At 63.3% G+C, this 26,878-nt stretch carries 23 protein-coding genes and 1 tRNA gene; 10 read left to right on the top strand and 14 right to left on the bottom strand.

The window, feature by feature from the left end; genetic code table 11:
- The first annotated feature begins 8 nt into the window (after positions 1-8).
- The gene (locus FRAAU_RS15595) at positions 9-1,442 is read left to right on the top strand and encodes an FAD-binding oxidoreductase (RefSeq protein ID WP_014404484.1); all 1,434 of its coding nucleotides are present in this window, start codon (positions 9-11) and stop codon (positions 1,440-1,442) included.
- A 49-nt stretch (positions 1,443-1,491) separates the two neighbouring features.
- Here the strand turns inward: FRAAU_RS15595 and glk are convergent, their stop codons facing one another.
- Complete coding sequence (glk, locus tag FRAAU_RS15590; protein WP_014404483.1) at positions 1,492-2,514, bottom strand: glucokinase; 1,023 nt, start codon at positions 2,512-2,514, stop codon at positions 1,492-1,494.
- 305 nt (positions 2,515-2,819) lie between these two features.
- Between glk and hemB the strand changes: the two genes are divergently transcribed.
- From hemB to zapA, 3 genes are all read left to right on the top strand, one after another.
- A complete protein-coding gene (gene hemB / locus FRAAU_RS15585; protein ID WP_014404482.1) occupies positions 2,820-3,815 on the top strand; it encodes a porphobilinogen synthase in 996 nt (331 codons plus the stop codon).
- A 96-nt stretch (positions 3,816-3,911) separates the two neighbouring features.
- Positions 3,912-4,211: a hypothetical protein gene (locus FRAAU_RS16695; RefSeq protein ID WP_014404481.1), complete on the top strand. Its 300-nt coding sequence runs from the start codon at positions 3,912-3,914 to the stop codon at positions 4,209-4,211.
- A 5-nt stretch (positions 4,212-4,216) separates the two neighbouring features.
- A complete protein-coding gene (gene zapA, locus FRAAU_RS15575) occupies positions 4,217-4,513 on the top strand; it encodes a cell division protein ZapA (RefSeq protein WP_014404480.1) in 297 nt (98 codons plus the stop codon).
- A gap of 118 nt (positions 4,514-4,631) precedes the next feature.
- Here the strand turns inward: zapA and FRAAU_RS15570 are convergent, their stop codons facing one another.
- The 3 genes from FRAAU_RS15570 to FRAAU_RS15560 are packed head-to-tail and all read right to left on the bottom strand — an operon-like array spanning position 4,632 to position 10,480.
- Positions 4,632-6,092, bottom strand: a complete 1,461-nt coding sequence (locus FRAAU_RS15570; protein ID WP_014404479.1) for an efflux transporter outer membrane subunit — start codon at positions 6,090-6,092, stop codon at positions 4,632-4,634.
- A 1-nt stretch (position 6,093) separates the two neighbouring features.
- Positions 6,094-9,279 carry an efflux RND transporter permease subunit gene (locus FRAAU_RS15565; protein ID WP_014404478.1) on the bottom strand — a complete coding sequence of 1,062 codons (3,186 nt, stop codon included), beginning with the start codon at positions 9,277-9,279 and terminating at the stop codon, positions 6,094-6,096.
- A gap of 25 nt (positions 9,280-9,304) precedes the next feature.
- Complete coding sequence (locus FRAAU_RS15560) at positions 9,305-10,480, bottom strand: efflux RND transporter periplasmic adaptor subunit (RefSeq protein ID WP_014404477.1); 1,176 nt, start codon at positions 10,478-10,480, stop codon at positions 9,305-9,307.
- 138 nt (positions 10,481-10,618) lie between these two features.
- On the opposite strand from FRAAU_RS15560, the gene FRAAU_RS15555 reads away from it, so the two are divergent.
- Positions 10,619-11,617 carry a LysR family transcriptional regulator gene (locus tag FRAAU_RS15555; RefSeq protein WP_014404476.1) on the top strand — a complete coding sequence of 333 codons (999 nt, stop codon included), beginning with the start codon at positions 10,619-10,621 and terminating at the stop codon, positions 11,615-11,617.
- 9 nt (positions 11,618-11,626) lie between these two features.
- Here FRAAU_RS15555 and trmB read toward each other — a convergent pair whose 3' ends face one another.
- The gene (gene trmB, locus FRAAU_RS15550) at positions 11,627-12,358 is read right to left on the bottom strand and encodes a tRNA (guanosine(46)-N7)-methyltransferase TrmB (RefSeq protein ID WP_014404475.1); all 732 of its coding nucleotides are present in this window, start codon (positions 12,356-12,358) and stop codon (positions 11,627-11,629) included.
- Positions 12,359-12,615: 257 nt separating this feature from the next.
- Between trmB and FRAAU_RS15545 the strand changes: the two genes are divergently transcribed.
- From FRAAU_RS15545 to FRAAU_RS15535, 3 genes are all read left to right on the top strand, one after another.
- Positions 12,616-12,689 (top strand) — tRNA-Gly (locus FRAAU_RS15545).
- Positions 12,690-13,044: 355 nt separating this feature from the next.
- On the top strand, positions 13,045-13,467 hold the full coding sequence (locus tag FRAAU_RS17335) for a hypothetical protein (protein WP_156803443.1): 423 nt from the start codon (positions 13,045-13,047) through the stop codon (positions 13,465-13,467).
- A 102-nt stretch (positions 13,468-13,569) separates the two neighbouring features.
- Positions 13,570-13,803: a hypothetical protein gene (locus tag FRAAU_RS15535; protein WP_014404473.1), complete on the top strand. Its 234-nt coding sequence runs from the start codon at positions 13,570-13,572 to the stop codon at positions 13,801-13,803.
- A gap of 175 nt (positions 13,804-13,978) precedes the next feature.
- On the opposite strand, the gene FRAAU_RS15530 is transcribed toward FRAAU_RS15535, so the two are convergent.
- The 6 genes from FRAAU_RS15530 to FRAAU_RS15505 all read right to left on the bottom strand — a co-directional run bounded on the left by FRAAU_RS15530 (position 13,979) and on the right by FRAAU_RS15505 (position 19,598).
- Positions 13,979-14,308: a type II toxin-antitoxin system RelE/ParE family toxin gene (locus tag FRAAU_RS15530; RefSeq protein ID WP_014404472.1), complete on the bottom strand. Its 330-nt coding sequence runs from the start codon at positions 14,306-14,308 to the stop codon at positions 13,979-13,981.
- A gap of 3 nt (positions 14,309-14,311) precedes the next feature.
- Positions 14,312-14,572 (bottom strand): ribbon-helix-helix domain-containing protein, encoded by a 261-nt coding sequence (locus FRAAU_RS15525; RefSeq protein ID WP_014404471.1) that lies wholly within the window; start codon positions 14,570-14,572, stop codon positions 14,312-14,314.
- A gap of 225 nt (positions 14,573-14,797) precedes the next feature.
- Complete coding sequence (locus FRAAU_RS15520) at positions 14,798-15,505, bottom strand: hypothetical protein (protein WP_014404470.1); 708 nt, start codon at positions 15,503-15,505, stop codon at positions 14,798-14,800.
- A gap of 385 nt (positions 15,506-15,890) precedes the next feature.
- Complete coding sequence (locus FRAAU_RS15515; protein WP_014404469.1) at positions 15,891-17,042, bottom strand: Major royal jelly protein; 1,152 nt, start codon at positions 17,040-17,042, stop codon at positions 15,891-15,893.
- 412 nt (positions 17,043-17,454) lie between these two features.
- Positions 17,455-18,468, bottom strand: a complete 1,014-nt coding sequence (locus FRAAU_RS15510) for a zinc-binding alcohol dehydrogenase family protein (protein WP_014404468.1) — start codon at positions 18,466-18,468, stop codon at positions 17,455-17,457.
- Positions 18,469-18,698: 230 nt separating this feature from the next.
- Positions 18,699-19,598, bottom strand: coding sequence for a LysR family transcriptional regulator (locus FRAAU_RS15505; RefSeq protein WP_014404467.1), 900 nt, complete (start codon positions 19,596-19,598; stop codon positions 18,699-18,701).
- Positions 19,599-19,681: 83 nt separating this feature from the next.
- Between FRAAU_RS15505 and FRAAU_RS15500 the strand changes: the two genes are divergently transcribed.
- Positions 19,682-20,914 carry an L-dopachrome tautomerase-related protein gene (locus FRAAU_RS15500; protein WP_014404466.1) on the top strand — a complete coding sequence of 411 codons (1,233 nt, stop codon included), beginning with the start codon at positions 19,682-19,684 and terminating at the stop codon, positions 20,912-20,914.
- Positions 20,915-21,064: 150 nt separating this feature from the next.
- Here the strand turns inward: FRAAU_RS15500 and FRAAU_RS15495 are convergent, their stop codons facing one another.
- Both FRAAU_RS15495 and FRAAU_RS15490 read right to left on the bottom strand, forming a co-directional pair.
- On the bottom strand, positions 21,065-22,888 hold the full coding sequence (locus tag FRAAU_RS15495) for an ABC transporter ATP-binding protein (RefSeq protein ID WP_014404465.1): 1,824 nt from the start codon (positions 22,886-22,888) through the stop codon (positions 21,065-21,067).
- On the bottom strand, positions 22,885-24,654 hold the full coding sequence (locus FRAAU_RS15490) for an ABC transporter ATP-binding protein (RefSeq protein ID WP_041270635.1): 1,770 nt from the start codon (positions 24,652-24,654) through the stop codon (positions 22,885-22,887). Before FRAAU_RS15490 ends, FRAAU_RS15495 begins: the two co-directional genes overlap by 4 nt.
- 517 nt (positions 24,655-25,171) lie before the next feature.
- Between FRAAU_RS15490 and FRAAU_RS16690 the strand changes: the two genes are divergently transcribed.
- Positions 25,172-26,023 (top strand): helix-turn-helix domain-containing protein, encoded by an 852-nt coding sequence (locus tag FRAAU_RS16690; protein WP_245546492.1) that lies wholly within the window; start codon positions 25,172-25,174, stop codon positions 26,021-26,023.
- A 12-nt stretch (positions 26,024-26,035) separates the two neighbouring features.
- Here the strand turns inward: FRAAU_RS16690 and FRAAU_RS15480 are convergent, their stop codons facing one another.
- Complete coding sequence (locus FRAAU_RS15480; RefSeq protein ID WP_014404462.1) at positions 26,036-26,788, bottom strand: SDR family NAD(P)-dependent oxidoreductase; 753 nt, start codon at positions 26,786-26,788, stop codon at positions 26,036-26,038.
- Between the last annotated feature and the right edge of the window lie 90 nt (positions 26,789-26,878).

Genomic DNA, 26,878 nt, shown 5'->3' with positions numbered 1-26,878 from the left:
ATTCGAGGATGTCTGCTGAAATGATGGTTCCGGTGCAGCGCAAGGGGTCGCACCGTCTGTCGGAAGCCTTCGAGAAGGCGGTCCGCGAGCTGCTGGGAGCGCGCTGGTCGCAGTCGGAGTCGGTGCGTGAGCATCATGGCCGTGACGAGTCTTCCTATCCGCCGATGCTGCCCGACGGTGTGGCCTTCGTCGAGTCCAGCGAAGAGGTCTCGACCGTGCTTAAACTGTGCCAGGCGCATCGGGTCCCGGTGATTCCCTTCGGCAATGGCTCGTCAGTGGAAGGTCACATCCTGGCGATCGAGGGCGGCATCAGTCTGGATATGTCACGGATGGCCAGAGTGCTGGACATCCATGCCGAGGACTTTACCGTCTCGGTACAGCCGGGTCTGTCACGCAAACAGCTCAACGAGGAGCTGCGCAGCACCGGTCTGTTCTTTCCCATCGATCCCGGTGCCGATGCCAGCATCGGCGGCATGTGTGCCACTGCTGCCTCGGGGACCAATGCCGTGCGTTACGGCACCATGCGCGAAAACGTGCTGGCGCTGACGGTGGTCTTGATCGACGGCCGCATCATCCGCACCGGCACCCGGGCCCGCAAGTCCTCGGCCGGCTATGACCTGACCCATTTGTTTATCGGCAGTGAAGGTACCTTGGGCGTGATCACCGAGATCACCCTGCGCCTGCATCCGCAGCCCGAGCAGATCCTGGCCGCCAGCTGTTCGTTTCCGCGGATTGCCGATGCGGTCGACACGGTGGTGCAGATCATCCAGTACGGCATGGCCATTTCCCGGGTCGAATTCATCGACGCGCTGGCGGTGCAGGCGATCAACGCCTATTCAAAGCTGGACATGCCCGAGCAGCCGACCCTGTTTTTCGAGTTTGCGGGCAGCCCCGCGGCTGTGCAGGAGCAGGTTGCGATCGTTGCCGGGCTGGTGGCCGAGGCCGGCGGCTCGGACTTTGCCTGGGCCGAGCAGCAGGAAGATCGCAATCGGCTCTGGCATGCGCGTCATCAGGCCTATTTCGCGGCGCTGCAGCTGAAACCCGGCTGCCGGGCGATGGCCACCGACGTCTGCGTACCGATCAGCCGGCTGGCTGAATGCGTGGAGGCGACTGTCGCCGATCTGGCGACCAGTGCCATCCCGGCCCCCATCGTCGGCCATGTCGGTGACGGCAATTTCCATCTCATCATGCTGATCGACCCGGAGCAGCCCGAGGAGTGGGAAGAGGCCGAGCGCATCAATCACCGACTGGTGGCGCGAGCCATCGCGATGGAAGGCAGCTGCACCGGAGAGCATGGCATCGGCTTGCACAAGATGGGCTTTCTGCGCGACCAGGCCGGGGATGATGCCGTGGACGTGATGCGCAGCCTGAAACAGGCGCTGGATCCGTTGAATCTGATGAATCCCGGCAAGATCTTTGCCACACAGGTCGCCCGGGATTGAGGTCGCCGATGAGCCGGCCGGTATCAGGTCCGGCTCATCGATCAGGTTTTCAGTTGAAGCGGTGCATCAGCTTGCCGCCGGATTCGGCAACGGACATGGCGGCACAACCGACCAGGCCCGGCTCCGGATTCATGATCGCCTGGGTCGGTACCGTCGCCATGGTTTCCTGGAAGCGGCCCTTGGCTTCGAAGCGTTGCCGGAACAGGCCTTTCTGCACCCATGGCAGCAGGATCGGAATCATGCCGCCGGTCAGATAGACCCCATCCCAGCCGCCGATGCCCAGCACCAGATCGCCGGAGACGCTGCCGAAAATGCCGGCAAAGGTTTCCAGTGCCTGTTCGCACAGGGTGTCGGCACCGGTCTCGGCCAGGCGGGTGACGTCCTCCGGTTTCAGGGCTTCGGCCTTCTTGCCCTGGATCGCGCAGATCGCGTCATACAGATTGACCAGTCCCTGACCGCTCAGCAGGCGTTCGCTGGAAACCCGGCCGAAGCGCACATTGAGATAGCGCAGGATCTCGATGTCTTCGGCGGTATGCGCGGCAAAGCCGGCGTGGCCGCCTTCGGTCTGCAGAATGCTGCTGCGGCCACCGGGGCGCAGCAGCAGGCCGCCCACGCCCAGACCGGTACCGGGTCCCACGATGACGAAAGTCTGTTCCTCGTCATGGCCAGGTTCGGGCAGGGCCAGCGGGCCGACCGGCACCAGATCCTTGGGCTGCAGCAACAGCACGGCCATGCTCTGGGCCGCGAAGTCATTGACCAGATGCACCGACTCCAGCTTCAGCTTGCCCGCCAGCTCACGGGAAGAAATCTGCCAGGGATTGTTGGTGATCTTCACCGACTCGTTGTCGACGATGCGGCCGGCCGCGGCGATGATCGCTCGCCTGGCCTCCAGACCGGTATCGCGCAGATATTCCGCCGCCGCCTCGCCCAGCGAACCGAAATCAGCGACATGGTAGCGGCGGATGCTTTCTTCCAGCATCGGCCGTTCCCGGTCGGGATGGGAGATGGCAAAGCGGACGTTGGTTCCGCCCAAGTCGGCGAGTAGCGTCGGGGCAGCGTGACTGGCGACCATGACAGATCCTTAGTATTCAGCCCGCAAAGAGTGCTACGCCCGAGCCGTTTCGTCCAGTGTTTGCATCGATGGCAGATCGTACCGCTGATCCCGTTCATGGGTGTTGCACTGCAGCAAAAGCGGGCAGACAAAGGCCTTGCAGCGCCGTGGCGGGGCAGACGATGGGACTGCGCTGCTGAATCTTCGGTGCCGTCGGCGTTAAAATGGCAGACGATCCAGGTCCAGTGTCCGCCCTTCAGATCGACCGGCGATGCAGTGTGCCGTTCCACACTCTTTTTACCGTTGTTGTTAACGAGGCTGCCAGCATGAGTTACCCCACCACCCGGATGCGGCGCATGCGCCGTCACGCTTTCTCGCGCGCCATGATGCGCGAACACACTCTGCTGCCCAGCGACCTGATCATGGTCGCCTTCGTTCGCGAAGGTGAAGGCCAGCGTGAACCGGTGCCCTCGATGCCGGGTGTCGAGCGTCTGTCCATCGATGAGCTGCTGAAACTCGCCGGCGAGTGCGTGCGTCTGGGCATTCCCGCGCTGGCCTTGTTTCCCTCCGCGGGCGACGCCGTGAAAACCGAGGACGGGCGTGAAGCCTGGAATCCGGACGGGCTGTTCCAGCGCGCCTGCCGTCAGCTGAAGGCGGCTTATCCGGAACTGGGCCTGATCGGCGATGCAGCGCTGGATCCTTATACCACCCATGGTCAGGACGGCATCATCGACGAGAACGGCTATGTGATGAACGAGCCGACCATCGAGGCGCTGATCAAGATGTCGCTGGCCCAGGCCGAGGCCGGCATGGATTTCATCGCGCCTTCGGACATGATGGACGGTCGCATCGGCGCCATCCGCGATGCGCTGGAGGAAGCCGGTTACATCCACACCCGGATCATGGCCTATTCGGCCAAATACGCCTCGGCCTTCTATGGCCCGTTCCGTGATGCGGTCGGTTCGTCCGCCAGCCTGGGCAAGGCCGACAAGCACACCTACCAGATGGACGTTGCCAACAGCGATGAAGCCCTGCGTGAGGTCGAGCTGGATCTGCAGGAAGGTGCTGATGCGGTGATGGTCAAGCCCGGCATGCCGTATCTGGATGTGCTGCGCCGTGTCAAGGACGCCTTTGGCGCGCCGACCTTTGTCTACCAGGTCAGTGGTGAATACGCGATGCTGAAGGCCGCCGTGCAGAATGGCTGGCTGGATGAAAAGGCAGTGGTGCTGGAGTCGCTGACGGCCTTCAAGCGCGCCGGTGCCGATGGCATTCTGACCTATTACGCGATCGATGCCGCGCGCTGGCTGCGCGGCGAAGACTGAGCGCGATACCGGCCGGTCAGCCGGTATTTGGCTTGACCGGTCCCGGATTTGATACCCTTTCCGGCCTTTTTTGCAGTTTTGGTTTTGAGGCAAGACATGATGGAACAGACGATTATCGATGTGGAGCAGGGCATCAAGAACCTGCTGCTGCTGGTGGAACAGCTGCGCGGCGAAAAAGCCCAGTTGAGCCAGCAGCTGGGCGAATCGCGCGAGCTGTGCGAGAAGCTGGAACTGAGCCTGATGGAACAGGAAGACAAGCACGCCATGGGTGAGCAGCGCATGCACGCCTTGCTGAGCCTGCTGAAGGATGCCGCCGAGGCGAATGTCGCTCCGGCCGCGCCTGCTGCTGCGCCCGCTGCTCCGGTGGCCGCGCCCAGCCAGCCGCACGGAGCCTGAGTCCTTTGGCGGCGACAGACGGCAAGGTGATTTCCTCGGTCGAGGTGCTGGGAACCAGCTACCAGTTCGAGGTGGCAGGTGATGAGGTCGAGCTGTTGCAAGCCTCGACCGCCCTGCTGAACCGGACCCTGGGATCGATCTCGGGTCCGGCGCGGGCCCTGGCCGATGACCGGGAGCGCCTGACCTTGGCGGCGCTGCGTCTGTGCCGTCAGCAACTGCTTGAACAGCGTCAGCAGCAGCAGCAGATGCAACGCCTGCAACAGCAGCTGGCGGTGATGCAGGCCGCGCTGGATCCGATCTGACCCGGAGATGGGGGATCAGGCCGGCCAGCGGCCGGCCCTGATCAACGCCGATAAAGAGGGACGCCGCCGGAACCGGACTGTCGTGATACGGCGGATCTGGTTCCGGCTTTTTGTGGTCTCAACGTGGGTCTTGTACCGGACGGTTGACAGCCAAGGGCGACTGCAGCGCTCGACAGTTCACGTCGCCGCAGGCCTGCCAACCGCCACCCAGCGCCTTGTACAAGGCCACCGCACGGGTGTTGATGTCGGCCTGGGCAATGGCCAGATCATCTTCGGCCGCCAGCTGCACCCGTTCGGCATCAAGCAGCTCGAGGAAGCCGGTCGCGCCTTCCTGGTAGCGGATCCGGGCCAGCGATGCCGCCCGTTCGCTGGCATCGGCTTGCGCCAGCAGGTGGACGGTACGTTCGCGCTGCCGGTTGTAGCCTTCCACGGCATTGTCGACATCCTCGATCGCGGCCAGCAGCGTCTGCTGATAGCTGATCTGCGCCTGATCGGCCTGGGCTTCACTCTGGTGCAGACGCGACAGCACGCGCGTCACGTTCAGGCCCTGCCAGCTGATGCTGGGCGCAAACGACCAGGCTCGGCTGGCATTGGACAGCAGGCCGGCATCGGTTCCCGACAACAGGCCGAAAAAACCGCCCAGCCGCAGATGGGGATAGAAATCGGCCTTGGCTACCCCGATCCGGGCCGTTGCCGCATGCCAGCGCGCTTGGGCAGCGCGGATATCCGGCCGTCGGGCCAACACGTCGCCGGCCTGACCCAGCGGCAGCACCACGTCGATGGGCCGGTACTTCGCGGGCGAAAGATCGATATCCAGTTCACCCGGACGCTGGCCCAGCAGCACGGCCAAGCGGAAGGTCTCGGCACTGGCCTCGGCCTGCAGACTGGGCAGATGGGCCTGCACGGCCTCCAGCCGGGCGCGGGCACTGGCCACATCCTGTTCGGAGCCGGTGCCGATCTGCTCGCGGGAGCGGGTCAGGCCCAGGGTCTGCTGCTGATTGGCAATCGTCCGCTGGGCGACATTCATGCGCAGCTGGGTCCCGCGCAGGGCGAAATAATCGCGGGCCACCTCGGCGATCAGACTGACCTGGGCCGCTTGCAGATCGGCCACCGATCCGGTCGCCTCGGCATGGGCGGCTTCGATATTGCGGCGGATGCCGCCGAACAGATCGACTTCCCAACTGGCATCAAAGCCCATCTGGTAATTGCGGATGTCCAGCCGCTGGCGGCTGAAGCCGGGATATTGCTCCAGCGTGCGGGAGTAGTCGATGCCGGTCTGCACGTCCGGAATTTCTCCGGAGCGTGCATGGGAGACTTCGGCGCGGGCCTCGCGCAAGCGGGCCAGGGCCAGTTTCAGATCCAGATTGCCAGCCACGGCGCGTTGGATCAGACGGTCCAAGGTCGGATCGCGAAACTGGCGCCACCATTGGGCCTGGAACTGCGCGGCCGATTCCCGGGCCGGGTCCAGCCCCTGGATCACCGGTGCCTTTGGCATCGGCGCGCGATAATCGGGGCCGACGCTGACGCAGCCGGCCAGCAGCAGGCTGGATGCCAGCAAAGTCCATGCGGATTTTTTCATCTCAATGTCCTTCCAGAATATGCCTGGCACTCGCCGCCTGGCACTTGCGCGCCTCGCGACGCTCCACCCAGGCACGGATCAGCACGTAGAACAGCGGGGTGTAGATCAGCCCGAACAAGGTCACGCCGAGCATCCCCGAGAACACCGCCACACCCATGGCATGACGCATTTCGGCACCGGCGCCCTGCGAGGTCACCAGCGGCACCACGCCCATGATGAAGGCGATCGAGGTCATCAGAATCGGTCGCAGCCTGAGCCGTGCCGCCTCCAGCACCGCCTCGTGGCGAGTCATGCCTTCGGCCTGGCGTTCGCGGGCGAATTCCACGATCAGAATCGCGTTCTTGCAGGCCAGACCCACCAGCACGATCAACCCGATCTGGGTAAAGATGTTGTTGTCACCACCGGACAGCCAGACCCCGCTGATGGCCGAGAGCAGCACCATCGGCACGATCAGGATCACCGCCAGCGGCAATGACCAGCTCTCGTACAGCGAGGACAGCACCAGAAAGACCAGAAGCACGCACAGCGGGAACACCAGTACAGCCGTATTGCCGGCCAGAATCTGCTGATAGGTCAGGTCGGTCCATTCAAAGCTCATACCGCGGGGAAGATTTTCCCGGGCCAGTTTTTCCATCGCGGCCTGGGCCTGGCCTGAACTGAAGCCGGGGCCCGCCCCGCCATTGATTTCCGCGGTGGGATAGCCGTTGTAGTGCATCACCCGTTCGGGCCCGGCCACCGTGTGCACGGTCAGGAACGAGCCCAGCGGCAGCATGTCGCCGTCGGCATTGCGGGTCTTCAGCTGCAGGATGTCCCCGGCATCATGACGAAAGCCCTGATCGGCCGAGACATTGACCTGGTAGGTGCGTCCGAAGCGGTTGAAGTCATTGACGTAAAGCGAACCCATATAGGCCTGCAGGGTCTGGAACACATCACCCAGGTCGACACCTTCAGCCTTGGCCTTTTCACGATCGATATCGGCATTCACCTGCGGAACCGTGACCCGGTAGCTGGAGAACAGACCGGCCAACTCGGGTACCTTCCGGCTTTTCTGGATCAGCCCCATGGTCTGCTGGTACAGCGCCTGCAGGCCTTCCTGGTTGCGATCCTCCACCTGCAGCTTGAAGCCGCCGATGGTACCCAGGCCCTGCACTGGCGGGGGCGGGAAGGTGGCGATATAGGCGTCCTGGATCGTCGCGAACTTGCTGTTGAGGGCAGCGGTTATCGCGGCGGCCGACAGCGAAGGGTCACGCCGCTCCTCGAAGGGCTTGAGGATCTCGAACACGATGCCGGCGTTGGTGCTGTTGGTAAAGCCGTTGATGGACAGACCGGGGAAGGCCACCGCATGTTCGACACCCGGCTGTTGCATGGCGATCCTGCTCATGCGTTGGATCACCGATTCGCTGCGATCCAGCGAGGCCGCGTCCGGCAGCTGGGCGAACGACACCAGGTATTGCTTGTCCTGGGCCGGCACAAAACCGCCGGGGACGTGATGGAAGCCGTATCCGGTCAATCCGATCAGCACGGCATACACCGCCAGCGCGATCGGTCCCTTGGCGATGATCCGCCTGGCGGCACCGACATAGCCCAGCGAGGCCCGTTCGAACAGGCGATTGAACGGCCGGAACACGAAGCCGAGCCAGCGTTCCATCCACAAGGTCAGCCTGTCCTTGGGAGCGTTGTGGCCACGCAGCAGCACGGCCGACAGGGCCGGACTCAGCGACAGCGAGTTGAAGGCCGAGATCACCGTGGAAATGGCGATGGTCAGGGCGAACTGCCGGTAGAACTGGCCGGTCAGTCCGCTGATAAAGGCGGTGGGGATGAACACCGCGCACAGCACCAGAGCGGTGGCGACGATGGGACCTGTCACCTCGGCCATGGCGCGGCGGGTGGCTTCGGCCGGCTCATGGCCAAGTTCGATGTTCCGTTCGACGTTCTCGACCACCACGATGGCATCATCGACCACGATACCGATGGCCAGCACCAGTCCGAACAGCGAGAGTGCGTTCAACGAGAAGCCGGCCACATACATCACCGCGAAGGTGCCGATCAGTGACACCGGTACCGCCACCAGTGGGATGATCGAGGCCCGCCAGGTCTGCAGGAACAGGATCACCACCAGCACCACCAGCACGATGGCTTCGAACAGGGTGTGCACCACCGCGTGGATCGAGCCACGCACGAAGATGGTGGGGTCATACACGATGCGATATTCGACGCCCTGCGGGAAATCACGACTCAGCTCGGCCATGGTCTTGCGAACTTCATCCGAAATCTGGATCGCGTTCGAACCCGGTCGCTGGAACACCGGCATGGCGATCGCTGGCTGGCCGTCCAGAAGACTGCGCAATGCATACTGGCTGGCACCCATCTCGATCCGCGCCACATCCCGCAGATGTATAACGCCGCCTTCCGCATTGGATCGGACTACGATATTGCCGAAGTCCTGCTCGGTCACCAGCCGGCCGCGGGTATTCACGTTCATCTGGAAGGCGGCGCCACTGCGGGCCGGGTTGGCATTGACCGCACCGGCTGCCACCTCGATGTTCTGTTCGCGTACCGCCTTGACGATATCGCCGGTGGTCAGCTTGCGCACGGCCAGTTTTTGCGGATCCAGCCAGATCCGCATGCTGTATTCGCCCATGCCGAACAGTTGCACGTCACCGACCCCATCGAGCCGTGTCAGAATGTCTTTCACGTGGAGGCGGGCATAGTTCGACAGGTACGCCATGTCATAGCGGTGATCGGGTGAAACCAGATGCACCACCATGGTCAGGTCCGGTGAGCTCTTCTGGGTGGTCACCCCCAGCCGCTGGACCTCGTCGGGCAGCTTGGGCAGCGCCTGGGCGACCCGGTTCTGGACCTGGACCTGGGCATTGTCCAGATCGGTGCCCAGGGCAAAGGTCACGGTCAAGGTCATCTGGCCATCACTGGTGGCCTGCGACGAGCTGAACAGCATGCCTTCCACGCCGTTGATCTGCTCTTCCAGTGGAGTGGCGACGGTTTCGGCGATCACCTCGGGATTGGCGCCGGGGAAGTTGGCACGCACCACCACGGTGGGCGGTACCACTTCCGGGTACTCGCTGATCGGCAGCTTGAACAAGGCGATGCTGCCGGCGATCACCAGGATCAGTGACAGCACCGCGGCCATGATCGGTCGCTGTACAAAAAATTGGGCAAAGTTTTTCATCGGATATTCCTGGCAGCGCCTCGGCTCAGCGCGTCGTCGCCAACGAACGGACAGGCGTTGCAAGCGGCAGGTTCGCGACAGTGCGAGTCTCGGGCACGGGATGGACCTTCTGGCCCGGCTGCACGTGCTGCAGCCCGTTGACCACTACCAGGTCACCGCTCTGCAGGCCGCTGCGCACTTCGCGCAGATCATCTACCAGCCGGCCGGTCTGGATGCGCCGGTACTGGATATGCTGCTGGGCATCGACCACGTAGACAAACTGATTGTCCTGGTCAGTGCCCACCGCCCGATCCTCGATCAGCAGGCGCGATGCCGGCTGACCCCAGCGCAAGGCCAGGCGGGCGTACAGGCCGGGCTTGTAGCTGCCATCGGTGTTGTCGAACACTGCGCGCAGGCGGATGGTGCCGGTATTGCGCTGCAGCTGATTGTCGATAAAGTCGATCCGGCCGGGGTGCGGGTAGCCGGTTTCGTCGGCCAGCCCCAGCGCCACTTGCAGATGCGCCTGCTGACGGCTCAACAGATGCGAGATCTGCAGCCAGCTGTGTTCATCGATCTCGAAATAGGCATAGATGGGATCGACGCTGACCACACTGGTCAGAACGGTCTCAGGAGTCACCAGATTGCCGGCCTGGACCTGGGCATTGCTGACCTGGCCGTCGATGGGTGCACGGATCCGGGTGAAGTCCAGATTCAGGCGTGCCGCGGCCAGTGCGGCCGTCGTCGCGGCCAGACTGGCCTGGGCGCTGAGTGCCGCGGTGCGTTGCTGGTCGGCGTCGGCCTGACCGATCGCGTGCTGGGCCAGCAGGCGGTCGGCCCGGGCGGCATTGCTGCGGGCCAGACTCAGCTCGGCCTTGGCCTGGGACTGAGTTGCGCTCAGGCGATCCACCTCGGCCTGATAGGGCCGAGGGTCGATCTGGTACAGCAGCTGGCCGCGTTTGACGCGGGCACCTTCCGTGAACAGGACGGTATCGACATAGCCGCTGATTCGCGGCCGCAGCTGGACTTGATCCACGGCCTGCAAGCTGCCGGTGAAATGCTCGACATCCGTCAGCGCGCGACTGACAGGCCGGGCCACGGTGACATCCATCGGGGCCTGTCCGGCCACCGGTGTCTGCGCATGCATGGCATGGCCACCCAAGGCGGCCCAGCCCCCGGCGATGGCGGCGAGCGCCGCAGCGGCAATGATCCCTTTCTTGTTCATGCTTACCCCTGTGTAGCCGCGACCGTGGCGGCAGTGACTCGTGTCTCCTATATATGGTGTACTGGACAGTGCAATAACCCTGGATTCAGGCATTCCACTCATGACATACAGTCACGAATAGGGGTAGGATTTCCGACCATGGAAGACTTCTCCGCAATATCTACCTTTGTTCGTGTGGTCGAAGCCCGCAGTTTTGCCGCGGCCTCGGCGCAACTGGGCATGACGCCTTCAGGCGTCAGCCGGGCCATTTCACGGCTGGAACACCGTATCGGCGTGCGTCTGCTGGCACGCTCGACCCGCAGCCTGCGACTGACCGAGGATGGTGAGAGCTTCTACCAGCGCTGCCAGTGCATCCTGGCTGATCTGGGCGAGGCGGTGGATGCGCTGGGCGAGGCCAAGATCGCGCCACGCGGCAAGCTGCGGGTGGCGGTACCGATGTCCATCGGCCGGGCCTCGCTGATTCCCAATCTGGTCGATTTTGAAACTCGCTATCCTGATATCCGGCTGGAGCTGGTGATGAGCGACCGCGCCAGCGGTCTGGTGGAAGAGGGCATCGACTGTGCGATCCGGATGGGCGAGCTGGGCGACTCGGCCTTGATTGCCCGCAAGCTGGGCTATTTCAACAACGTGCTGTGCGCGGCTCCGGCCTATCTGCAGCGCTTCGGCCGCCCGGGACGGATCGAGGATCTGGCCACGCATCGTGTGATCAATTATGTGCTGCCTGCAACAGGTCGGCCCATCCAATGGCAGTTCACCACGCCGGAAGGCATACGGGGCCTGGATGTGCAGGCCCACCTGCTCATCAATGATGGCGAATCGGTGATCCAGGCGGCGATGGCCGGCCTCGGCATCATTCAGGCGCCTTACTGCCTGGCAGCTTGCGCGATTGAGGCCGGCCAGCTGGAAATCATCATGCAGGACACCATCTCGGTAGGCTCGCCGGTCTGGCTGATCTACCCCCAGCGCCGACATCTGTCGGCACGGGTGCAGGCTTTTATCGACTGGGTTGGGCAGCTGTTCAGCCGTACCAGCGTACCGGCTTGCGGTCTGCCGGATTATTGCACCGAGAGTGGCCGCAAGGTCGCGGCACAGCCCATCCAGCTGGGCGTGCCCAAGCGACAGACCGCAGCGGCCTGAGGCCGCCGCTCAGCGACGGCGGTACAATAGATCCCAGACGCCGTGGCCAAGCTTGAGACCGCGCCGTTCGAAATGGGTTTCGATGCGCCAGTCAGGCTTGGCCGCATAAACGCCCGGACCTTCCTGGTTGGTCCACGACGGCGCGGCCTCCATCACCTCGACCATGTGCTCGGCATAGGGCTGCCAGTCGGTGGCCAGATGCAGCAGTCCGTTCGGCGCCATCCGCGATGCCAGCAGCTCCACGAATTCGGTCTGCACCAGCCGGCGCTTGTTGTGGCGCTTCTTGTGCCAGGGATCGGGAAACCAGATCCGTGCCTCGGACAACGCGCCTGCCGGAATATCGTTGCGCAGCACTTCCACCGCATCGTGCTTGTAGATCCGCACATTGCTTGCATCCCGAGCGGCGAGGGCATTCATCAGCCGCCCCACGCCGGGGCCATGCACTTCCACCCCGATATAGTCGCGCGCCGGATCATGCTCGCTGGCCCAGGCCAGCGCCTCGCCATTGCCGAAGCCGATTTCCAGCACCTTGGGCGCCGCACGGCCGAAATCGGCCTCCAGATCCCGCGGCGCGGCGCGATAGTCAAAGCCGAAACGCGCCCAGTGCGCATCAAAGGCCCGCTGCTGGGCCGGCGTCATCCGGCCTTCACGCAGCACGAAACTGCGTATGCGGCGCTGGCGCAGGGACTCGTCGCCGGAGGCTTCGGAAGCGGGGGAGGCGGGCTGGTCGGTATCGGTCATGGCAGAAGGGCCGGTCGGTCGGTGAAAGCAAGGCCTGGGTCAGAACCTGTGGCAGTGGTCGTACCACCTCACCCGCAAGTGAAGCTGCGGCCACTCCGGCCCAGCCAGGGGGCTGTCGGTCGCAGGTTTTGCCCAAGCATAACAGTCAATTGTAGCCGTTCCGGGGCCAGGACTCGACCACGGCTTTGTCGCGGCCATGCCGGACAGTTTGCAAGCCACGAGGACTGGGGTAACATGCCCCTGCCGCAACGGCCTCGGCGGGTGTAGCTCAATGGTAGAGCTGTAGCTTCCCAAGCTACTGACGAGGGTTCGATTCCCTTCACCCGCTCCAGTATTTATCGGGTTCCAAGCCGATCCCATGGACAACGGCATGGAGGTCAGATGCTCCCGGAGATTCTCCTGCTTCTGGTTTGCGAACGCGACTCCATCGGATTCCGTGCCGGGCAAGGCCGAAAATGCGAGTCCCTGAAATCCATGTTCAGCTGGTGCCTGAGCGTTGCCTGGGCTTACCGTGCCGCTCAGTGGGCCTGCACAATCGCTTGACCCAGCTTGTCTTAGTTTGAATCCCGCTGCCGGCTTCTACAGCCGTGTTGTGACGGTATCGGCCTCGCGGTCATGAGATCCCACACCAGAGTCACCGAGTGGGACCATTTCATCTCGTCGTCGATGCAGTCCCGGCGATGAGAATGGATATCCGCGTCGATAGGCACCTGCAACGCGGCGTTACCTTGGATAAAGTCTGTAATGGTCAGGATAGCGTGGTCTCCGGCAGCCATCGGGTGCTGGTGAGCCATCACGGGTGTACCGAAGAAGAGAGCGATCCAGGCGGTCTTTCCATGCAGGAGCCAGCATGGTTTTTCTTCCAAAAATGCGAAGGAGGATATGACATGCGTATTTTGACATCTACCGAACAGGAGATCGTTTGTGGTGCAGTGCTTCCTGGCGAGTGCAGCATTGGAACGTTGGGCGGTGCAGCTGCCGCCGGGGGACTAGCTGGTGGTCTTGCGGGACTGATCGGAGGACCGTTAGGTGGACTGGGCGGGCTGGTAGCTGGAGCCGGTATCGGTGCTGTGGGTGCGGCGATTGGTTGCGCGGTAGCCTTGAGCTGAGTACAGCGCGATTGCAGGGCCAATGCGGCTGTAGCCAGTTCGTTGGCATTATTTTCAGCTTCAAGGCCAACAGCGACTCTTCCAGCGAAGGAGAGCATCGACATGAAAGATTTGATTTTGCGCAAAGGCTTTTTGTTCTACGCCTACACGGTGGGCGCCTTCTTCTCCGCCTTGTTGTTTATGGGTTTTGCTTTTATCTATGCCATGCAGGGCATCGAGCTGACTGTTTCAAAACTGTCCATCGTGCTGGCCCAGTCATTGGTCAGCGGAGTGCTCTGGGTGGTGGCAACATGGTTGCTGGTCTACCGCAAGGCTGCACGCGTGATACGCACATGAGTTTCCGCTTTGAAGGGGTGCTCGAATCGAGTTTGTTGCCGCCTATGGATTTGGCTGCTCCAGTGCCATGCAAGCTCAGGAGATCAAAGCCCGGGCTTCAACACCAGGCCCCATCGTGATCAGGCGAGCATCGTTGATCCTGTCATCTCAGGTGTAATAACCCACCGGTTTCTACTCAGCCGAGGCAGCGCTGGATGCCAGTGTCTTCTCGGAAACAGTCGATCTGATGCATCCGCTTGTGCAGGATGGTGACGATGCCGATATCTCTGTTCGAGAGGTGGCGCCAATCGACGTAATGATGTTCGTAGCGGAAGAAATATCCCTCGAGGCCGAACTCGGCAGGGATGGGGCGTGAGAGCGTATGGTGGGTGGCGATGCCGTCGAACGTTGCGAACAGACCGGTGATATAGCTGTCCGCCCGCTGCGCGCCCAAGCGGTCATGTGTATAGCGGTAGATTTCATCCAGCCGACGGGATGCCGATGCCTGGACGCGCACCTGGGGCATGCCTTATCTCCGGTTGCGGGTCATGACGTCGGCGGCGGTCAAGGGCTGGTACGCGGATTCGGGCGCGGCAAAGGCATGGGCCAGCTCGGCCTCCAGTCGGTCAAATGCCTGCTGTTCGGTGCGTTCCTTGTCGCGGCGGACAAGGTCTCGCATGTACTCGCTGACGTTTTCGTAGGCACCATGCTCCCCCACGTTTGAGGCAACGAAGTCGCTCAGCGGTCCGCTGAGGCGCACGGTCAGGGTCGTAGTTGTGGAACGGGGCATGGTGTGACCCTCAAGATGGCTACGTGTATTCAAAGTTATTGCAAATGAATACATTGGCTGGTGTGCTCGAGCGACCGGGAGCATCGCTTCGGCAAAGGTCGCAACAGAGGCCAGTCAGTCCCTCATCTGGCGCCTGGGACCGGGGAGGCGTGTTGCTCATGGATACCCTCTTTCCTCCCAACAGTGTGATGGCGGAAGTGGCTTGGGTCTCGGGATGGCGTCGTTTTATTGCGTGGCGAACCAGACCGTGGCACGCGGATAGTCCAGAGTCATGACCCAATAGCCGTAGACATTGGCGCCCAGCGAGCCTTCCACCCTGCGATCCATATAACGTGACATGCCGTCGTGGAAGTTGGCGTCCGGTCGCTCGGTGAACCAGACGGGGCCGGTTTTCAGCCCGGCGATTTCGATCTGCGGCACCTCGATCAGGCGGGCATGCCCAAGCAAGCTGTCCCCGTCGTCAACGATACGCCAGCAGGGATGCTGGTGATGCCAGCGCTCAAGCAAGCTGGCGGTGATATAGCTGGTCACTCCGATACCATTTTTGATCGGGATATGACTGGCTTGTTCGCCTGCGGTTGTGGGTTGCGCCGTCGCGCCGGTGTCGAGCAGCATGTCCAGTGCTTTCCCGTCCACGTGGATGGTGATGCGCGGGAAGCCGCTGACGGGCTTGCCGGCCATGTTGCGTGGAAAACCCAGATCGGCACGGTGCATATCTGCCGTGGGACGCCAGTTTCGGGCCTCCTCCCAGATTTGCCGCTGCGGATAGTCAAAGGTCCATACGTGATCGGGAAGATAACCTGCACCAAGCACGCCGTCCGCGCCGTGGGTGGCATGGCCTATGGTCAGGCTGACCAGAGCCGCGGAACCACAGGGCGTCGCGGATGTGTCGGGCAGTGAATGTCCAGAGCGGAAAGGGAGCGACTGGATCACATCGAACCTGGCTGCGCCGAGCGAGCAGATGACTGTCGGCAACTTCAGGCGTCGTACGGCACCGGCGTCGACAACAAACCAGCCACTGCCGCCTGCGCCCCCCGTGTCGACCAGCAGGCGCAGTCGCTGGTGGTCAACTGTTTAAGGAACGGCATAGAAGTGACCCGCTTCATAGACGGTCGGAATCTGCTGACGTGTCTGAGGGCGCACGGTTGAACCCGCAAGCAGCAAAGTCGAGATGATCAAAAGAGGCTCCTGTGGTGCCGGGCCTCCACCTCGGTGTTTTGATGATGGGAGGCGTTGCAGTGCCAGTCCTCGAAGCAGCGGTCCTGCTGTTTCGTGACCATGCTGTGCCCCGGGACTGGTACTGCGTCGGATATCGGGCTCAGTCAGCTTTCCTCTTGGGCAATTCCAGATTGTAGATCGCAAACTTGCCGGCACGCTTGTATCCGTTCTTGAATGACACCTCCCACAGCCGCGAATCGGCGATATACAGCTTGCCCTGGCTGATGGCGAAGCCGTCGGCCCAGGACAGGCGAGGGTCGCTGGCCAGCAGGGTCGTGGTCAGGCGGGGTGGCTGGCCGTCCACTTGCATGGCGACCACGGTGCGGTGTTGCAGATCGCCGCCGATCAACGTGCCGGCCGGGCTCATGATCAGGCCACCGGACATCACCGAGTCGCCGAGAAACTGGACCTTGCTGGCGAGTGTGGCCGGGCTCAGCGAGGCATCGCGAAGAGCGGCGGTGGGCACCCGCCAGTAATGGTGGTCGGACAGGGGGCGGTAGTACAGCCAGTCGCCCTTGGGTGACAGGGCGATGCCGTCGGCATGCAGTACCACCGGCTGGCCGCTGTTTTTCAAGGCCTGCTGTCCTTCGACGGTGAAATGCTGATCCGGGTCCGAACGCGTCGAGCGGTCGCCGACCAGCACCTGGCGGCCCTTGCCGCTGGCCAGATCGAGCACCACCAGACTGCCCTGGTTGGCGGCATTGGTGAGGTAAGCCGCACCCACGCGCGGATCGACCCGCAAGTCGTTCAGCGCATCCGGCCGGTGCACGATATCGCCCAGTGGATACTGGCGCAGCACGGTATGACTGACGGGATCGATTTCGACCAGCTTCGGCGGAAACAGGCTCTGGTCCAGACTGGGCAGAGAGATATCGAGTACCCACAGATGCCCTTGCACATCGACCCACAAGGCCTGGGCATTGATCCATTCCGAGGATGCAGGGCGTGACTCGGAGAAACGGTTCCAGGCGGCATCGGGATAGGGCGTGATATGCCCGGTCCTGGGGTCGACCTCGACCACGCTGTAGAGCGAGCGCCGATCATTGGCCGGAGCGGTCGCGAAAATGCGTCCGTCCGGCGTGACGCCGATGCCGACCAGCCTGAAATCATCATCGAAACTGGCGATCTCGGTCAGCGGCTGCCCGGCCTGCCGGGTCGGCGGCAGGGTGTGCTTCTGGGCCCAGGCCGGCGAGGCCAGAGCGAAAGCCAGCGTGGAGAGGCCGGTCAGGCCAAGAATGGACAAACGATTCATGCGAAAAGCTCCGTAGGCGGATCCGGCGATGAGGCGTCGGTCCAGATTCTCGCATATCGGAAGCGGGAGGATGTCGGCCGCGGATGCGAGATGGTCCCCGCGGGCCAAATAACGCGGCCGCAATGACTGTGCACCAGCACCATGCCGTGCAGCGGCGGATTGCATTTCGGCAGCATGGCGAGTCAGCGGCATGCTCAAGGAGGGCCGCGACGCACGAATTTATTCTGGCCGGCGAGATGGCCGGATGCAATCAGTCCATCAGGGTGGCTTCCGGCGCAAGACGGCGGAACAGCGGAGGTTCGCGACGCCTCTCCCGCCGGGCTTTGCTCCATGTTGATCGTCAGGCGGTCGGGGTCTGACGATCACCCGGATGTCGTCGAGAGGCCCTCGACGACCGATACGGCGAACCGGATCAGAAGCCTTCCAGCACGATCTTGCCACGTGCAGTCTGGCTTTCGATCAAGGCATGTGCGCGACGCAGATTGGCGGCATTGATGGTGCCGAAACTTTCATTCAGGGTGCTGCGTAGCGTACCGGCATCGATCAGCCGAGCGACGCGATTCAGCAATTCATGCTGCCGGATCTGGTCAGGTGTGGCGAACATCGAGCGGGTGTACATGAATTCCCAATGCAAGGAGGCGCTTTTCGTTTTCAGCTTGCGTACGTCGATCAGCTCGGGATCATCGATCAGGGCGAGCTGGCCCTGGGGCTTGATCGAAGCGACGATCTGGTCAAAGTGACGGTCGGTCTGGTTGAGGCTGGCAATATGCTCGACACCCTCGAAGCCGATGCGCTGCAGTTCTTCGGACAGCGGACGGCTGTGGTCGATGACGTGATGGGCACCCAGGTCGAGCACCCATTGCCGGGTTTCCGGGCGCGAGGCGGTGCCGATCACGGTCAGGCCTGTCAGCTGGCGGGCCAGTTGCACCAGGATGGATCCGACGCCGCCGGCCGCGCCGATCACCAGCAGGCTGGCTCCGGCGGTCGCATGGCCTTCGGGGATGCGCAGGCGGTCGAACAGCAGCTCCCAGGCGGTAATGGTCGTCAGCGGCAGGGCGGCGGCGGCGGCGAAGTCCAGGCTTTGCGGCATGGCGCCGACGATGCGCTCGTCCACGATCTGCAGCTCGGCATTGCTGCCTGGCCGCCGCAGATCGCCGGCATACCAGACCCGGTCACCGGGCTTGAACAGGCTCACCTTCGACCCTGCGGCACGCACCACGCCGGCGGCATCCCAGCCGATCACGGCCGTCTGGCCCGGTTCTGGCGCCCTGTTGGCGCGGATCTTTACATCGACCGGATTGACCGAAATGGCGCGAACTTCGACCAGCAGGTCATGTTCGCCGGGGATCGGCTCAGGCAATTCCAGATCGATCAGCGACTGCGGGTTGCTGATCGGCAGATTTTGGGCATAGCCAACGGCTTTCATGGGGGGACTCCGGATGGTGGCGGATGATGGCGGCGGGACGTCAGGCACGGGTTTGAATCACGCTGGTTTGAATCAGGCTGCTTTGAATCACGTTGCTTTGAATCAGGCTGCCGCCGGGACGTGCCAGGCAAGGCAGATGATCGATCGTCACGCGTTTCGATCACAGGTGCTGGCTGTCGAATCAGTTTCAACGAGAAATTGAAGCCGAGCAGGACCGTTTGTCGCCGGACTTATGCAGTATGGATGGCCACCTGCTGCTGGAGGTACTCGCACAGTGCATGGACGCTGGGTGAAAGCATGCTGCGATGGGCACTGATCAGATGCAGGGGCGCCGGTTCGCCGTCGCAATCGTCCAGCGCGGTTTCCAGCCGGCCGCTGCGCAGATCGGCCAGCACGTCCAGTCGCGATTTATAGGCCAGGCCATGTCCGTCCAGCGCCCAGCGATGGACCAGTTCGCCATCGTTGCTGCTGCGATTGCCGGCCACTTGCACGACTTGCGGTTGGCCACGCTCGAAAAAGGTCCAGCGATCATGCAGGCTGTCATTCAAGGCAAAACGCAGACAGTTGTGCCGACGCAGGTCGGCGGGTTGTCCGGGCCGCCCGTGGCGTGCGAAATAGGCTGGTGAGGCACACAGCACCCGCCGGTTGTCCGGTGCCAGCGGCAAGGCGACCAGACTGGAGTCTTCGGGTATGCCATAGCGTATCGCCAGGCTGATCGGTGCGCGAAACATGTCCGTGACATGGTCACCGATACGGATCTGCAGCGAAATATCGGCATACTGTTCCTGGAACGCATTCAGCCAGTCATGCAGCAGATGTCGGCCCAGATCGGAGGGAACCGACAGCGCCATGCTTCCACCTATCGTGTTGCGGTCGCGGGCCAGGGCATGTCGGCCGGCATCAAGGTGTTCCAGCATGGAGCCGGCGTAGGGCAGATAGCGCTCGCCATCGGGTGTCAGGCGCAGACTGCGGGTTGAACGTGCCAGCAGTCGGGTGCCCAGTTCCGTTTCCAGTCGCTTCAGCCCGGCGCTGGCGACGGCCGGACTCAGATCCAGCTGCCGCGCCGCGGCGGTGAGGCTGCCGTGGTTGGCGGCGGCCACAAAGATCTGCAGGTCTTCCAGTCGGATCATGAGAGGCGTGGCCTGAGTTGGGGGAATGCCGATCATGGAACAGGTTATCGGGCCATTTTCAAAATTATCATGAATCTGAATGCATGAACCGCCTCTGTTCGGCCCGGCCCGGCAAGGACATCATCCTGTCATCGGGTGCTGCCGGCCGTCTCATCCAGGCCGCCCTGTCCACAGGATTTTCGGAGCAAGTGATGTCGTCATTCTTTGTTTTTCGCCTGAGCGTGTGTCTTGCAGCCATGCTGGGCGGTGCCGTGGTGCAGGGGCGCGCCATGGCCACCTCACCCCCGGCCAGGCTGACGGTGGTTCGTCAGTCCATGCAGATGACGTGGAATGCAGTGGTGGTCGATGCACGCGGCCGCTATATCGTCAGCTCGCCACGTTGGACGGGGTATGCCGGCCCGACAGTGGCCGTCATCGATGCCCATGGACATTTGAGCCCTTATCCCGATGCCTCATGGAACCAATGGGTGCCCGGCATGGATGCCGGACGAGCCTTTGTTAGCGTCAATGCCATCCATCAGTCGGCCGATGGCGATCTGTGGGTAGTGGATACAGGCAGTCTGACGCTCGGTGGCCGGCCGGTGGCTGGTGGACCGAAAATCGTCCGGATCGATCCGCGGCAGGATCGCGTGAGGCACATTTATCGCCTGCCGGAGGCCGCCATCCATGGGCATACCTATATCGACGACATTCGTATCCATGGTCATCATGCCTATCTCACCGACGCTGGTGAAGGGGCATTGCTGGTACTTGATCTTGATGATGGCCGTGTTCGCCGGCGGTTTGACGGCATGGCCTGGGTGCGCTCGAAACCCGGTGACCGCATCATCGTTCAGGGGCAGGTATTGAACGGGGCGGATGGCCGGCCCCTGCACGTACAGGTCGATCCTCTGGAATTGAGTCCGGACGGGCGCAAGTTGTACTTCGGTCCGCTGACCGGGCCACTGTCGCAGATCGAAACCCGCTGGCTGGATGATGACATGCTGGATGATGCCGCGCTGGCGCAGCATGTCCGGCCCTGGTTTGCCCTGCCTCCGTCAGGCGGTACCGCGATGGCGGTCGACGGCAGCCTGTATTACACCCCCCTGGCCGATGGCAGCCTGATGCGGCGGGCACCGGACGGGCGCTTGTCCATGCTGGTACGCGACCGGCGTCTGCGTTGGGCGGACGCGCCCTTTCTCGACGGACATGGCCATATCTATCTTCCCGTCCCTCAGCTCGATGGAGCGGCCGTATTCCATCACGGGCATGCGACCGTGCATTGGCCGGTCGAGCTGTATCGGCTGGATCTGCCGGATGCCGGGCATCCGGGCTGATGGAGGTTTGTTCCGGCTTCACGGGCATCTGCCGGACATGGTCAGAAGCCGGGCAGCCTGGTTCACGCGCATGTTCTCGTCATCAGCTGTCGCCGTGCCCGGACGATGACGAGGTGCGGCATGGTGGCTGGATCCTGCCTGTCAGAACGGTCAGGTATCGGGTGACTCCATCGCCGAGGCGGCATCATGGGGCCGGGTTCCGGGGTGCCAAGCCTTGGCGGCCTGCTGCGCCAGCCACATGCGGGCGTAGCGGCCACCCCGGGCCAGCAGCTCGGCATGCCGCCCCGACTCGATGACCCGGCCCTGGTCGATGACCAGAATCCGGTCGGCGGCGACCAGGGTCGACAGCCGATGGGCGATCACGATCACTGTTCTGTCCCTCACCAGACTGTCGATGGCGGTTTGCACGGCGACTTCGCTTTCGGTATCCAGCGCAGCGGTAGGTTCATCCAGAATCATGATCGGCGCGTTTTTCAGCATCGCCCGGGCGATGCTGATGCGCTGGCGTTCCCCGCCCGAGAGTGATCCGCCGACAGCGCCGGCGCGGCTCAGATAGCCTTCCGGAAGGCGTTGAATGAAATCGTGGCAGTGGGCGGCCCGGGCGACCGCCTGCACCTCCTCGTCGCTGGCATCGGGGCGGGCCATCCGGATATTGGCCAGCAGACTGTCATCAAACAGGTAGACGTCCTGGAACACCATCGAGACCAGGCCATTCAATTGCTCGGCCGTCAGCGCGCGGATATCCACCCCGCCAATGCGGATGCTTCCGGCCTGCGGATCGGCATGGCGCATCAACAGGCGGGCCAGGGTGCTCTTGCCGGCGCCGGAGGGACCGACTATCGCGGTCAGGCTGCGTTCGGGCAGTTCGATCTGCAATCCCTGCAGCACGGGGGCGGTGGCACCCGCGTAGCAGAAGCTCACATCATCGAAACGTATGCCGTAGTGTTCCGGCCTGGCCTGCGCGGCCACCTGTGGCAAGGGTGCGATGCTCAGCAAGGCTTCGATTTTTTCCAGCGCGGCCTCGATCAGCTCGATGACCTTGGCGTACAGCACGAAGTTGGCCAGCGGTTCGCCAAAGCGCAGCATGATCACCAGTATGGCGGCCAGAATCGATAGCTGCAGACTTCCCTCGGCGACCCACCAGGTGCCGGTGACGATCACCAGCAGCAAGGCCAGTTCCATGATGGTGGCCAGCAGCAGATTGGGGCCGGCTCCGCGCTTCTGGCCCTGGACCTGCACGGTCTCCAGTTGCCGCATGCTGGCCTGCAAGCTCAGGGCCTTGTCGCCGACACAGCAGGCCGCGCGCAGTACGGGCAGCCCCTGCGTATATTCCAGGATATCGGCGCTGGTGCGTTGGTGCGCCTCGGCCAGCACCCGCATGCCCCGGTCCAAGGCCGGGCGACGCCAGCGATACAGCGGGATCAGCAACGGGAAAATCAGCAGCAGCAACAGCCCGATGCGCCAGTCATAGCCGAAAGCGACCAGTGCCACCACCAGCGGGGTGATCAGGGCATGGCTGATCATGGTGGCGATGGTCAGCAGATAGCTGAGGTTTTCGTCGACATTGCCCAGCAGGGTGGCATGAATCTCCCCGGCGCGCCGGTCCTGCAACCGTTCCAGGGGAATCCGCCGAAGCTGTTCGCCCAGGACTGTGCGCAGTTCATAGCTGTTTTCGACCATGTCGCCCCGGTAGTCGAAGCCCTGCGCCCACCAGCGGACGGCCAGTCCCAGCAGACTGAGCAGGGTCATGGTCAGCAACCAGAACCATGCGCCAAGGACGTGTTGGCCGGGCCGCAGGAGGCTCTGAAACAGTCCAAGGATGCAGGCCAGAGCCAGACCTTGCAGTGCCGCGGCCACCAACAGGCCGATCAGGCTGGCCCGCAGTTGCGGAGCATGGCCGTGGGCGCTGCGCATCAGCTGGCGCCAGGTCTCGCGCAGCGGCGTGACGGGGCGAGAGGAGGACGGCGTGCTCATGCGTGCCCCCTCTGCAGCGTCCAGTGGCCGGCACGTTCGCCGGCCTGCCACAGGCGGGCATAGCAGCCGGCCTGGGCGAGCAGGTCGGCATGCCGACCTTGTTCGACCAGACGGCCCTGTTCGAAGACCAGGATCTGGTCGGCATCGCGGATGGTGGCGAGTCGGTGGGCCACCATCAGCACCGTCTTGCCGCGCATCAGATGGGACAGCGCCAGCACCAGGGCGGCCTCGTTCTCTGGGTCGGCAAAGGCGGTGGCCTCGTCCAGTACCAGGATCGGACGATTCTGCAATATGGTGCGGGCGATGGTGACGCGCTGGCGTTGACCGCCAGACAGAGAGGTTCCGCGCTCGCCGGCGGGGGTGTCATAACCTTGCGGCAGGGCCATGATGAAGTCGTGGGCCTGCGCGGCCCTGGCGGCTTCCATGACTTCCTGCGGGCTGGCCTGGGGTTGCCCCAGGCGGATATTGTCGAGCAGGCTGCCGGCAAACAGGAAGCTGTCCTGGAACACGAAGGCGACCTGTTGCAGCAAGGTATCCGGCAGCATCTCGCGCACATCCGCACCGCCGACCCGGATGCAGCCGGCATCCACGTCCCAGAAGCGTGGAATCAGCTGGGCGATGGTGCTCTTGCCGGCGCCAGAGGGGCCGACCAGGGCGGTGAACTGGCCCGCTGGCACCTCGAAGCTGACCTGCTGCAGAACCTTGGGGCCGCCGGCTTCATAGCTGAAATCCACTTGCTCGAAGCGAACGCTGCCGTCAGCGGGGTGTTGTGCCTTGTCCACAGGGGGCAGTGGTTGCGGCGTTATCGCCATCACTTCGTGAATGCGCCGGATACTGACCTCGGCACGGGCCACCATATGCTTGAGCGAGATGACCGGCATCAGCGATTCGGCCATGCCACCGCCGATCAGCAGCACGGCAAGCCAGTCGCCGATGGCCAGCTGCTGCTTTTGCAGCAGCCAGGTACCCAGCCACAGCAGCACCAGCAGGCTGGGCAACGGGCTGAGGATGATCTGAGACAGCCGGGCCGGCAGGCCGTTGGCGCGGTACCACTGGATGACCACATCACGATAGACCTGCAATGCCTGCTGATAGCGCCCGAAGGTTTCGCTGCCGGTGTCGAAGGTCCTCACCACCGGCATGGCCTGGACATATTCCACGACGGCCTTGCTGACATGCTCGGCCGCCTGGTGGTAGCGCCTGAAGGTCTCCTTGCTGCCGAGCAGGGCCAGGGACACCGCGGCCAGACCCAGAACCAGCACGCCACTGGCCGCCAGCGCCAGTCGCCAGTCCAGCCAGCACAGCAAGGCGAGGGTCAGCAGGGGCGAGACATAGGCGCGGGCATACAGTGGGGTACTGTCGGCCACAAAGACGTGCATTTCCTTTACATCATCCATCATCACCTTGGCCAGCGCCGCCGGTCCCTGATGCTGGACCCGTCCCAGCGGAATACGGGCCAGATGTTCGGAAAGCCGGGTGCGCAGCTGTGTTTCCAAGGCAAAGGCCGCGTAGTGCGAACGATTGAAGGCGGTCAGCCGCAGTCCGAAAGCCAGTGCGGTCGAGGTCGCGGCCACCAGCAAGGCCGGCCAGGGCCAGTGGTCGGGATGCTGCAGCAGTTGCTGCAGCGCCCAGGCCAGTGCGGCCAGAGTCGCCAGGGTCGCGGCCGCACCCAGTGCGGCCAGCAGCATGGCGAGGCGGATGCGGCCTCTGACCGGCCGCATGATGGCCCAGCTGCCCGTGGGTGATGACGATGAAGAGGTAGTCATGAATGGCCCATGGTGAAGGGTAAGGATAAGGATGGCCGCCATGGCGATGTGTTTGGCAGGGCATGGCGCTCGACCGGTGGCGGGAGCGGCGGCAGCCGATACCGGCTTCGGTGGAGACGGCGCTGGCGTCAGTTGCGGTGGCGAGCCGCTTCTAGGCATTGACGGGAAGCGGTCATAGCTGGCTGGGCTGGCGGCTCCCGCAAAGCGGCGGGAATGACGGACCTGATCGAAGCGCTTCGCTGGAGGATGCATTCCGCTCCGGCCGCCAGATCATTGACGATGGATACGGATGAGACGCATCATCATTTTATGTGGTGAATCATGAGGCATCACGGCACGGTTTGGCTCACGGTTTTCCGCCGCGATTTGTCCAATACGGAAAAACCTTATGAGTGACTGCGCGCATGCAAGGGCTCTCGGGCCATCACGCGACTCCCTACCTTTGATGAGCGGATCTTGCGACGGGATGCCCCGTGCATGGCAGCACCTGATGCAAAGGGATGCTCCGGTGCCCGGGATGCATGTCTGCTGCCTGCGTGGACGGCCCGGCAGCGACTGGGCATTCCGGGCCCGGTGCGATCCGGCACTGTCGATCAGCCTCCTGCTGGAGGGGCGGATCCAGATCACGATCGATGACGGTGTGCCACGCATGCTGGAATCGGGGCACACCCTGTGGGTGGCCATGGACAGGGGCCACACCATCACGCATGAATGGCAGGGTCGGACGGCCTTCCACATGGTGCATATCCACGTGGGATTCCATCTCCTGCAGGATCTCGCCGGTCTGGATCCGGCCGGCCTGCCGGCCTGTCTGCGGCCTTCCGCCGGCATGGGCCAGCAGACGTCGATCATGATCAGTCGACACCTGCAGCGGATTGCGGCCGAAATCGGTCAATGCCCCTGCCGCCATCCTCGGGCTCGCTCGATATGCCTGCATGGCAAGGTTCTTGAACTGCTGGCGGCGGTGATCGAGCACGGTGCCCAGGTCGTCGGCGATGTATCCATGCACGGGGGAGGTTGCACCGATCATCACAGCCTGATGCGGGCTCGCGCCCTGCTCGAACGGCATGGCGACGAAGCATGGAGTGTGCCGGCCTTGGCCCGGGCGGTGGGCTTGAATGAAAAGCAGCTGCAGGCCGGCTTCAGGGGCGTGTATGGCATGACGGTGCATGGCTACCTGACCCGCATCCGTCTGGATCAGGCGATCGGCATGTTGCTGGCGGGTTGTTCGGTGACCGAAACGGCCCAGGCGGTCGGCTTTGCCAATCTCAGTCATTTCAGCAAAGTTTTCCGCCTGCGCCATGGCATGTCACCCCGGTCGTGGCTGCGGGAGTTCCGGAACCCGCGGTTTGACCCGTCTTCCGGTTGATCTTGCGCCGATTCAGATCTGTGCCTGGCCGCCGTCCACGAACAGCTCGCTGCCGTTGACGAAACTGGCGTCATCCGAGGCAAGGAACACGGCAGCACGGGCGATTTCTTCCGGCTCGCCGACCCGGCCGAGCGGCACCTGGGAGGCCAGATAATCCAGCAGGCCTTGTTGCTGTTCGGCATCGGGGCCGGCCAGATCGACCAGGCCGGGGGTGCGGGTGGCGCCCGGGCTCAGTACATTGAAGCGGATGCCACGGTCCTTCACATCCAGGATCCAGTTGCGGGCAAAAGCGCGGACAGCGGCCTTGGAGGCGGCGTAGACGCTGAAGGCCGGGGTGCCGGAGCTGGCGGCTGTGGAGCCGGTCAGAATCACCGAGGCCTTGGCGGCCAGCAGGGGCAGGGCGGCCTGCACCGTGAACAGGCTGCCTTTGACATTGCGGTCAAAGGTATCCGTGTACTGTGCCTCGGTGATCTGGCCCAGCGGCAGCATCGAACCGCCGCCGGCATTGACGAACAGGACGTCGATGCGACCCTTGTCGGCCTTGATGGTATCCATCAGCTGCTGCAGCTGCTCCGGGCGGGAGGAGTCGACCTGCACGCCGGTGGCGTTGCCGACTTCGGCCACGGCCTTGTCCAGTTCGGCCTTGCGACGGCCGGTGATATACACATGCGCGCCTTCGGCGGCGAACTGCTTGGCGGTGGCCAGGCCGATGCCGGTGCTGCCGCCAGTGACCACGGCGATCTTGTTTTCAAGCTTGCGGTTCATGCGGGGTGCTCCATTAGTGAGTGGTGTTGACGGAGCTCAGCTTAGTCAGGATGCTGGGTCGGCAAAACAGCAATAATCTCAAACTATCAT

The organism is Frateuria aurantia DSM 6220 (assembly GCF_000242255.2).
Taxonomy (GTDB): domain Bacteria; phylum Pseudomonadota; class Gammaproteobacteria; order Xanthomonadales; family Rhodanobacteraceae; genus Frateuria; species Frateuria aurantia.
This window is presented reverse-complemented; position numbering and strand designations above follow the sequence as displayed.

Coding starts and splice junctions, on each gene's coding strand:
- FRAAU_RS15500 (WP_014404466.1), top strand. CDS start 19,682: ATGAACCGCCTCTGTTCGGCCCGGCCCGGCAAGGACATCATCCTGTCA.
- FRAAU_RS15530 (WP_014404472.1), bottom strand. CDS start 14,308: ATGCCCCAGGTGCGCGTCCAGGCATCGGCATCCCGTCGGCTGGATGAA.
- FRAAU_RS15525 (WP_014404471.1), bottom strand. CDS start 14,572: ATGCCCCGTTCCACAACTACGACCCTGACCGTGCGCCTCAGCGGACCG.
- FRAAU_RS15505 (WP_014404467.1), bottom strand. CDS start 19,598: ATGATCCGACTGGAAGACCTGCAGATCTTTGTGGCCGCCGCCAACCAC.
- FRAAU_RS15595 (WP_014404484.1), top strand. CDS start 9: ATGTCTGCTGAAATGATGGTTCCGGTGCAGCGCAAGGGGTCGCACCGT.
- FRAAU_RS15565 (WP_014404478.1), bottom strand. CDS start 9,279: ATGAAAAACTTTGCCCAATTTTTTGTACAGCGACCGATCATGGCCGCG.
- trmB (WP_014404475.1), bottom strand. CDS start 12,358: ATGACCGATACCGACCAGCCCGCCTCCCCCGCTTCCGAAGCCTCCGGC.
- FRAAU_RS16690 (WP_245546492.1), top strand. CDS start 25,172: ATGCATGTCTGCTGCCTGCGTGGACGGCCCGGCAGCGACTGGGCATTC.
- FRAAU_RS15490 (WP_041270635.1), bottom strand. CDS start 24,654: ATGACTACCTCTTCATCGTCATCACCCACGGGCAGCTGGGCCATCATG.
- FRAAU_RS15510 (WP_014404468.1), bottom strand. CDS start 18,468: ATGAAAGCCGTTGGCTATGCCCAAAATCTGCCGATCAGCAACCCGCAG.
- FRAAU_RS17335 (WP_156803443.1), top strand. CDS start 13,045: ATGGATATCCGCGTCGATAGGCACCTGCAACGCGGCGTTACCTTGGAT.
- hemB (WP_014404482.1), top strand. CDS start 2,820: ATGAGTTACCCCACCACCCGGATGCGGCGCATGCGCCGTCACGCTTTC.
- FRAAU_RS16695 (WP_014404481.1), top strand. CDS start 3,912: ATGATGGAACAGACGATTATCGATGTGGAGCAGGGCATCAAGAACCTG.
- FRAAU_RS15495 (WP_014404465.1), bottom strand. CDS start 22,888: ATGAGCACGCCGTCCTCCTCTCGCCCCGTCACGCCGCTGCGCGAGACC.
- FRAAU_RS15515 (WP_014404469.1), bottom strand. CDS start 17,042: ATGAATCGTTTGTCCATTCTTGGCCTGACCGGCCTCTCCACGCTGGCT.
- FRAAU_RS15560 (WP_014404477.1), bottom strand. CDS start 10,480: ATGAACAAGAAAGGGATCATTGCCGCTGCGGCGCTCGCCGCCATCGCC.
- FRAAU_RS15555 (WP_014404476.1), top strand. CDS start 10,619: ATGGAAGACTTCTCCGCAATATCTACCTTTGTTCGTGTGGTCGAAGCC.
- FRAAU_RS15480 (WP_014404462.1), bottom strand. CDS start 26,788: ATGAACCGCAAGCTTGAAAACAAGATCGCCGTGGTCACTGGCGGCAGC.
- FRAAU_RS15535 (WP_014404473.1), top strand. CDS start 13,570: ATGAAAGATTTGATTTTGCGCAAAGGCTTTTTGTTCTACGCCTACACG.
- glk (WP_014404483.1), bottom strand. CDS start 2,514: ATGGTCGCCAGTCACGCTGCCCCGACGCTACTCGCCGACTTGGGCGGA.
- FRAAU_RS15570 (WP_014404479.1), bottom strand. CDS start 6,092: ATGAAAAAATCCGCATGGACTTTGCTGGCATCCAGCCTGCTGCTGGCC.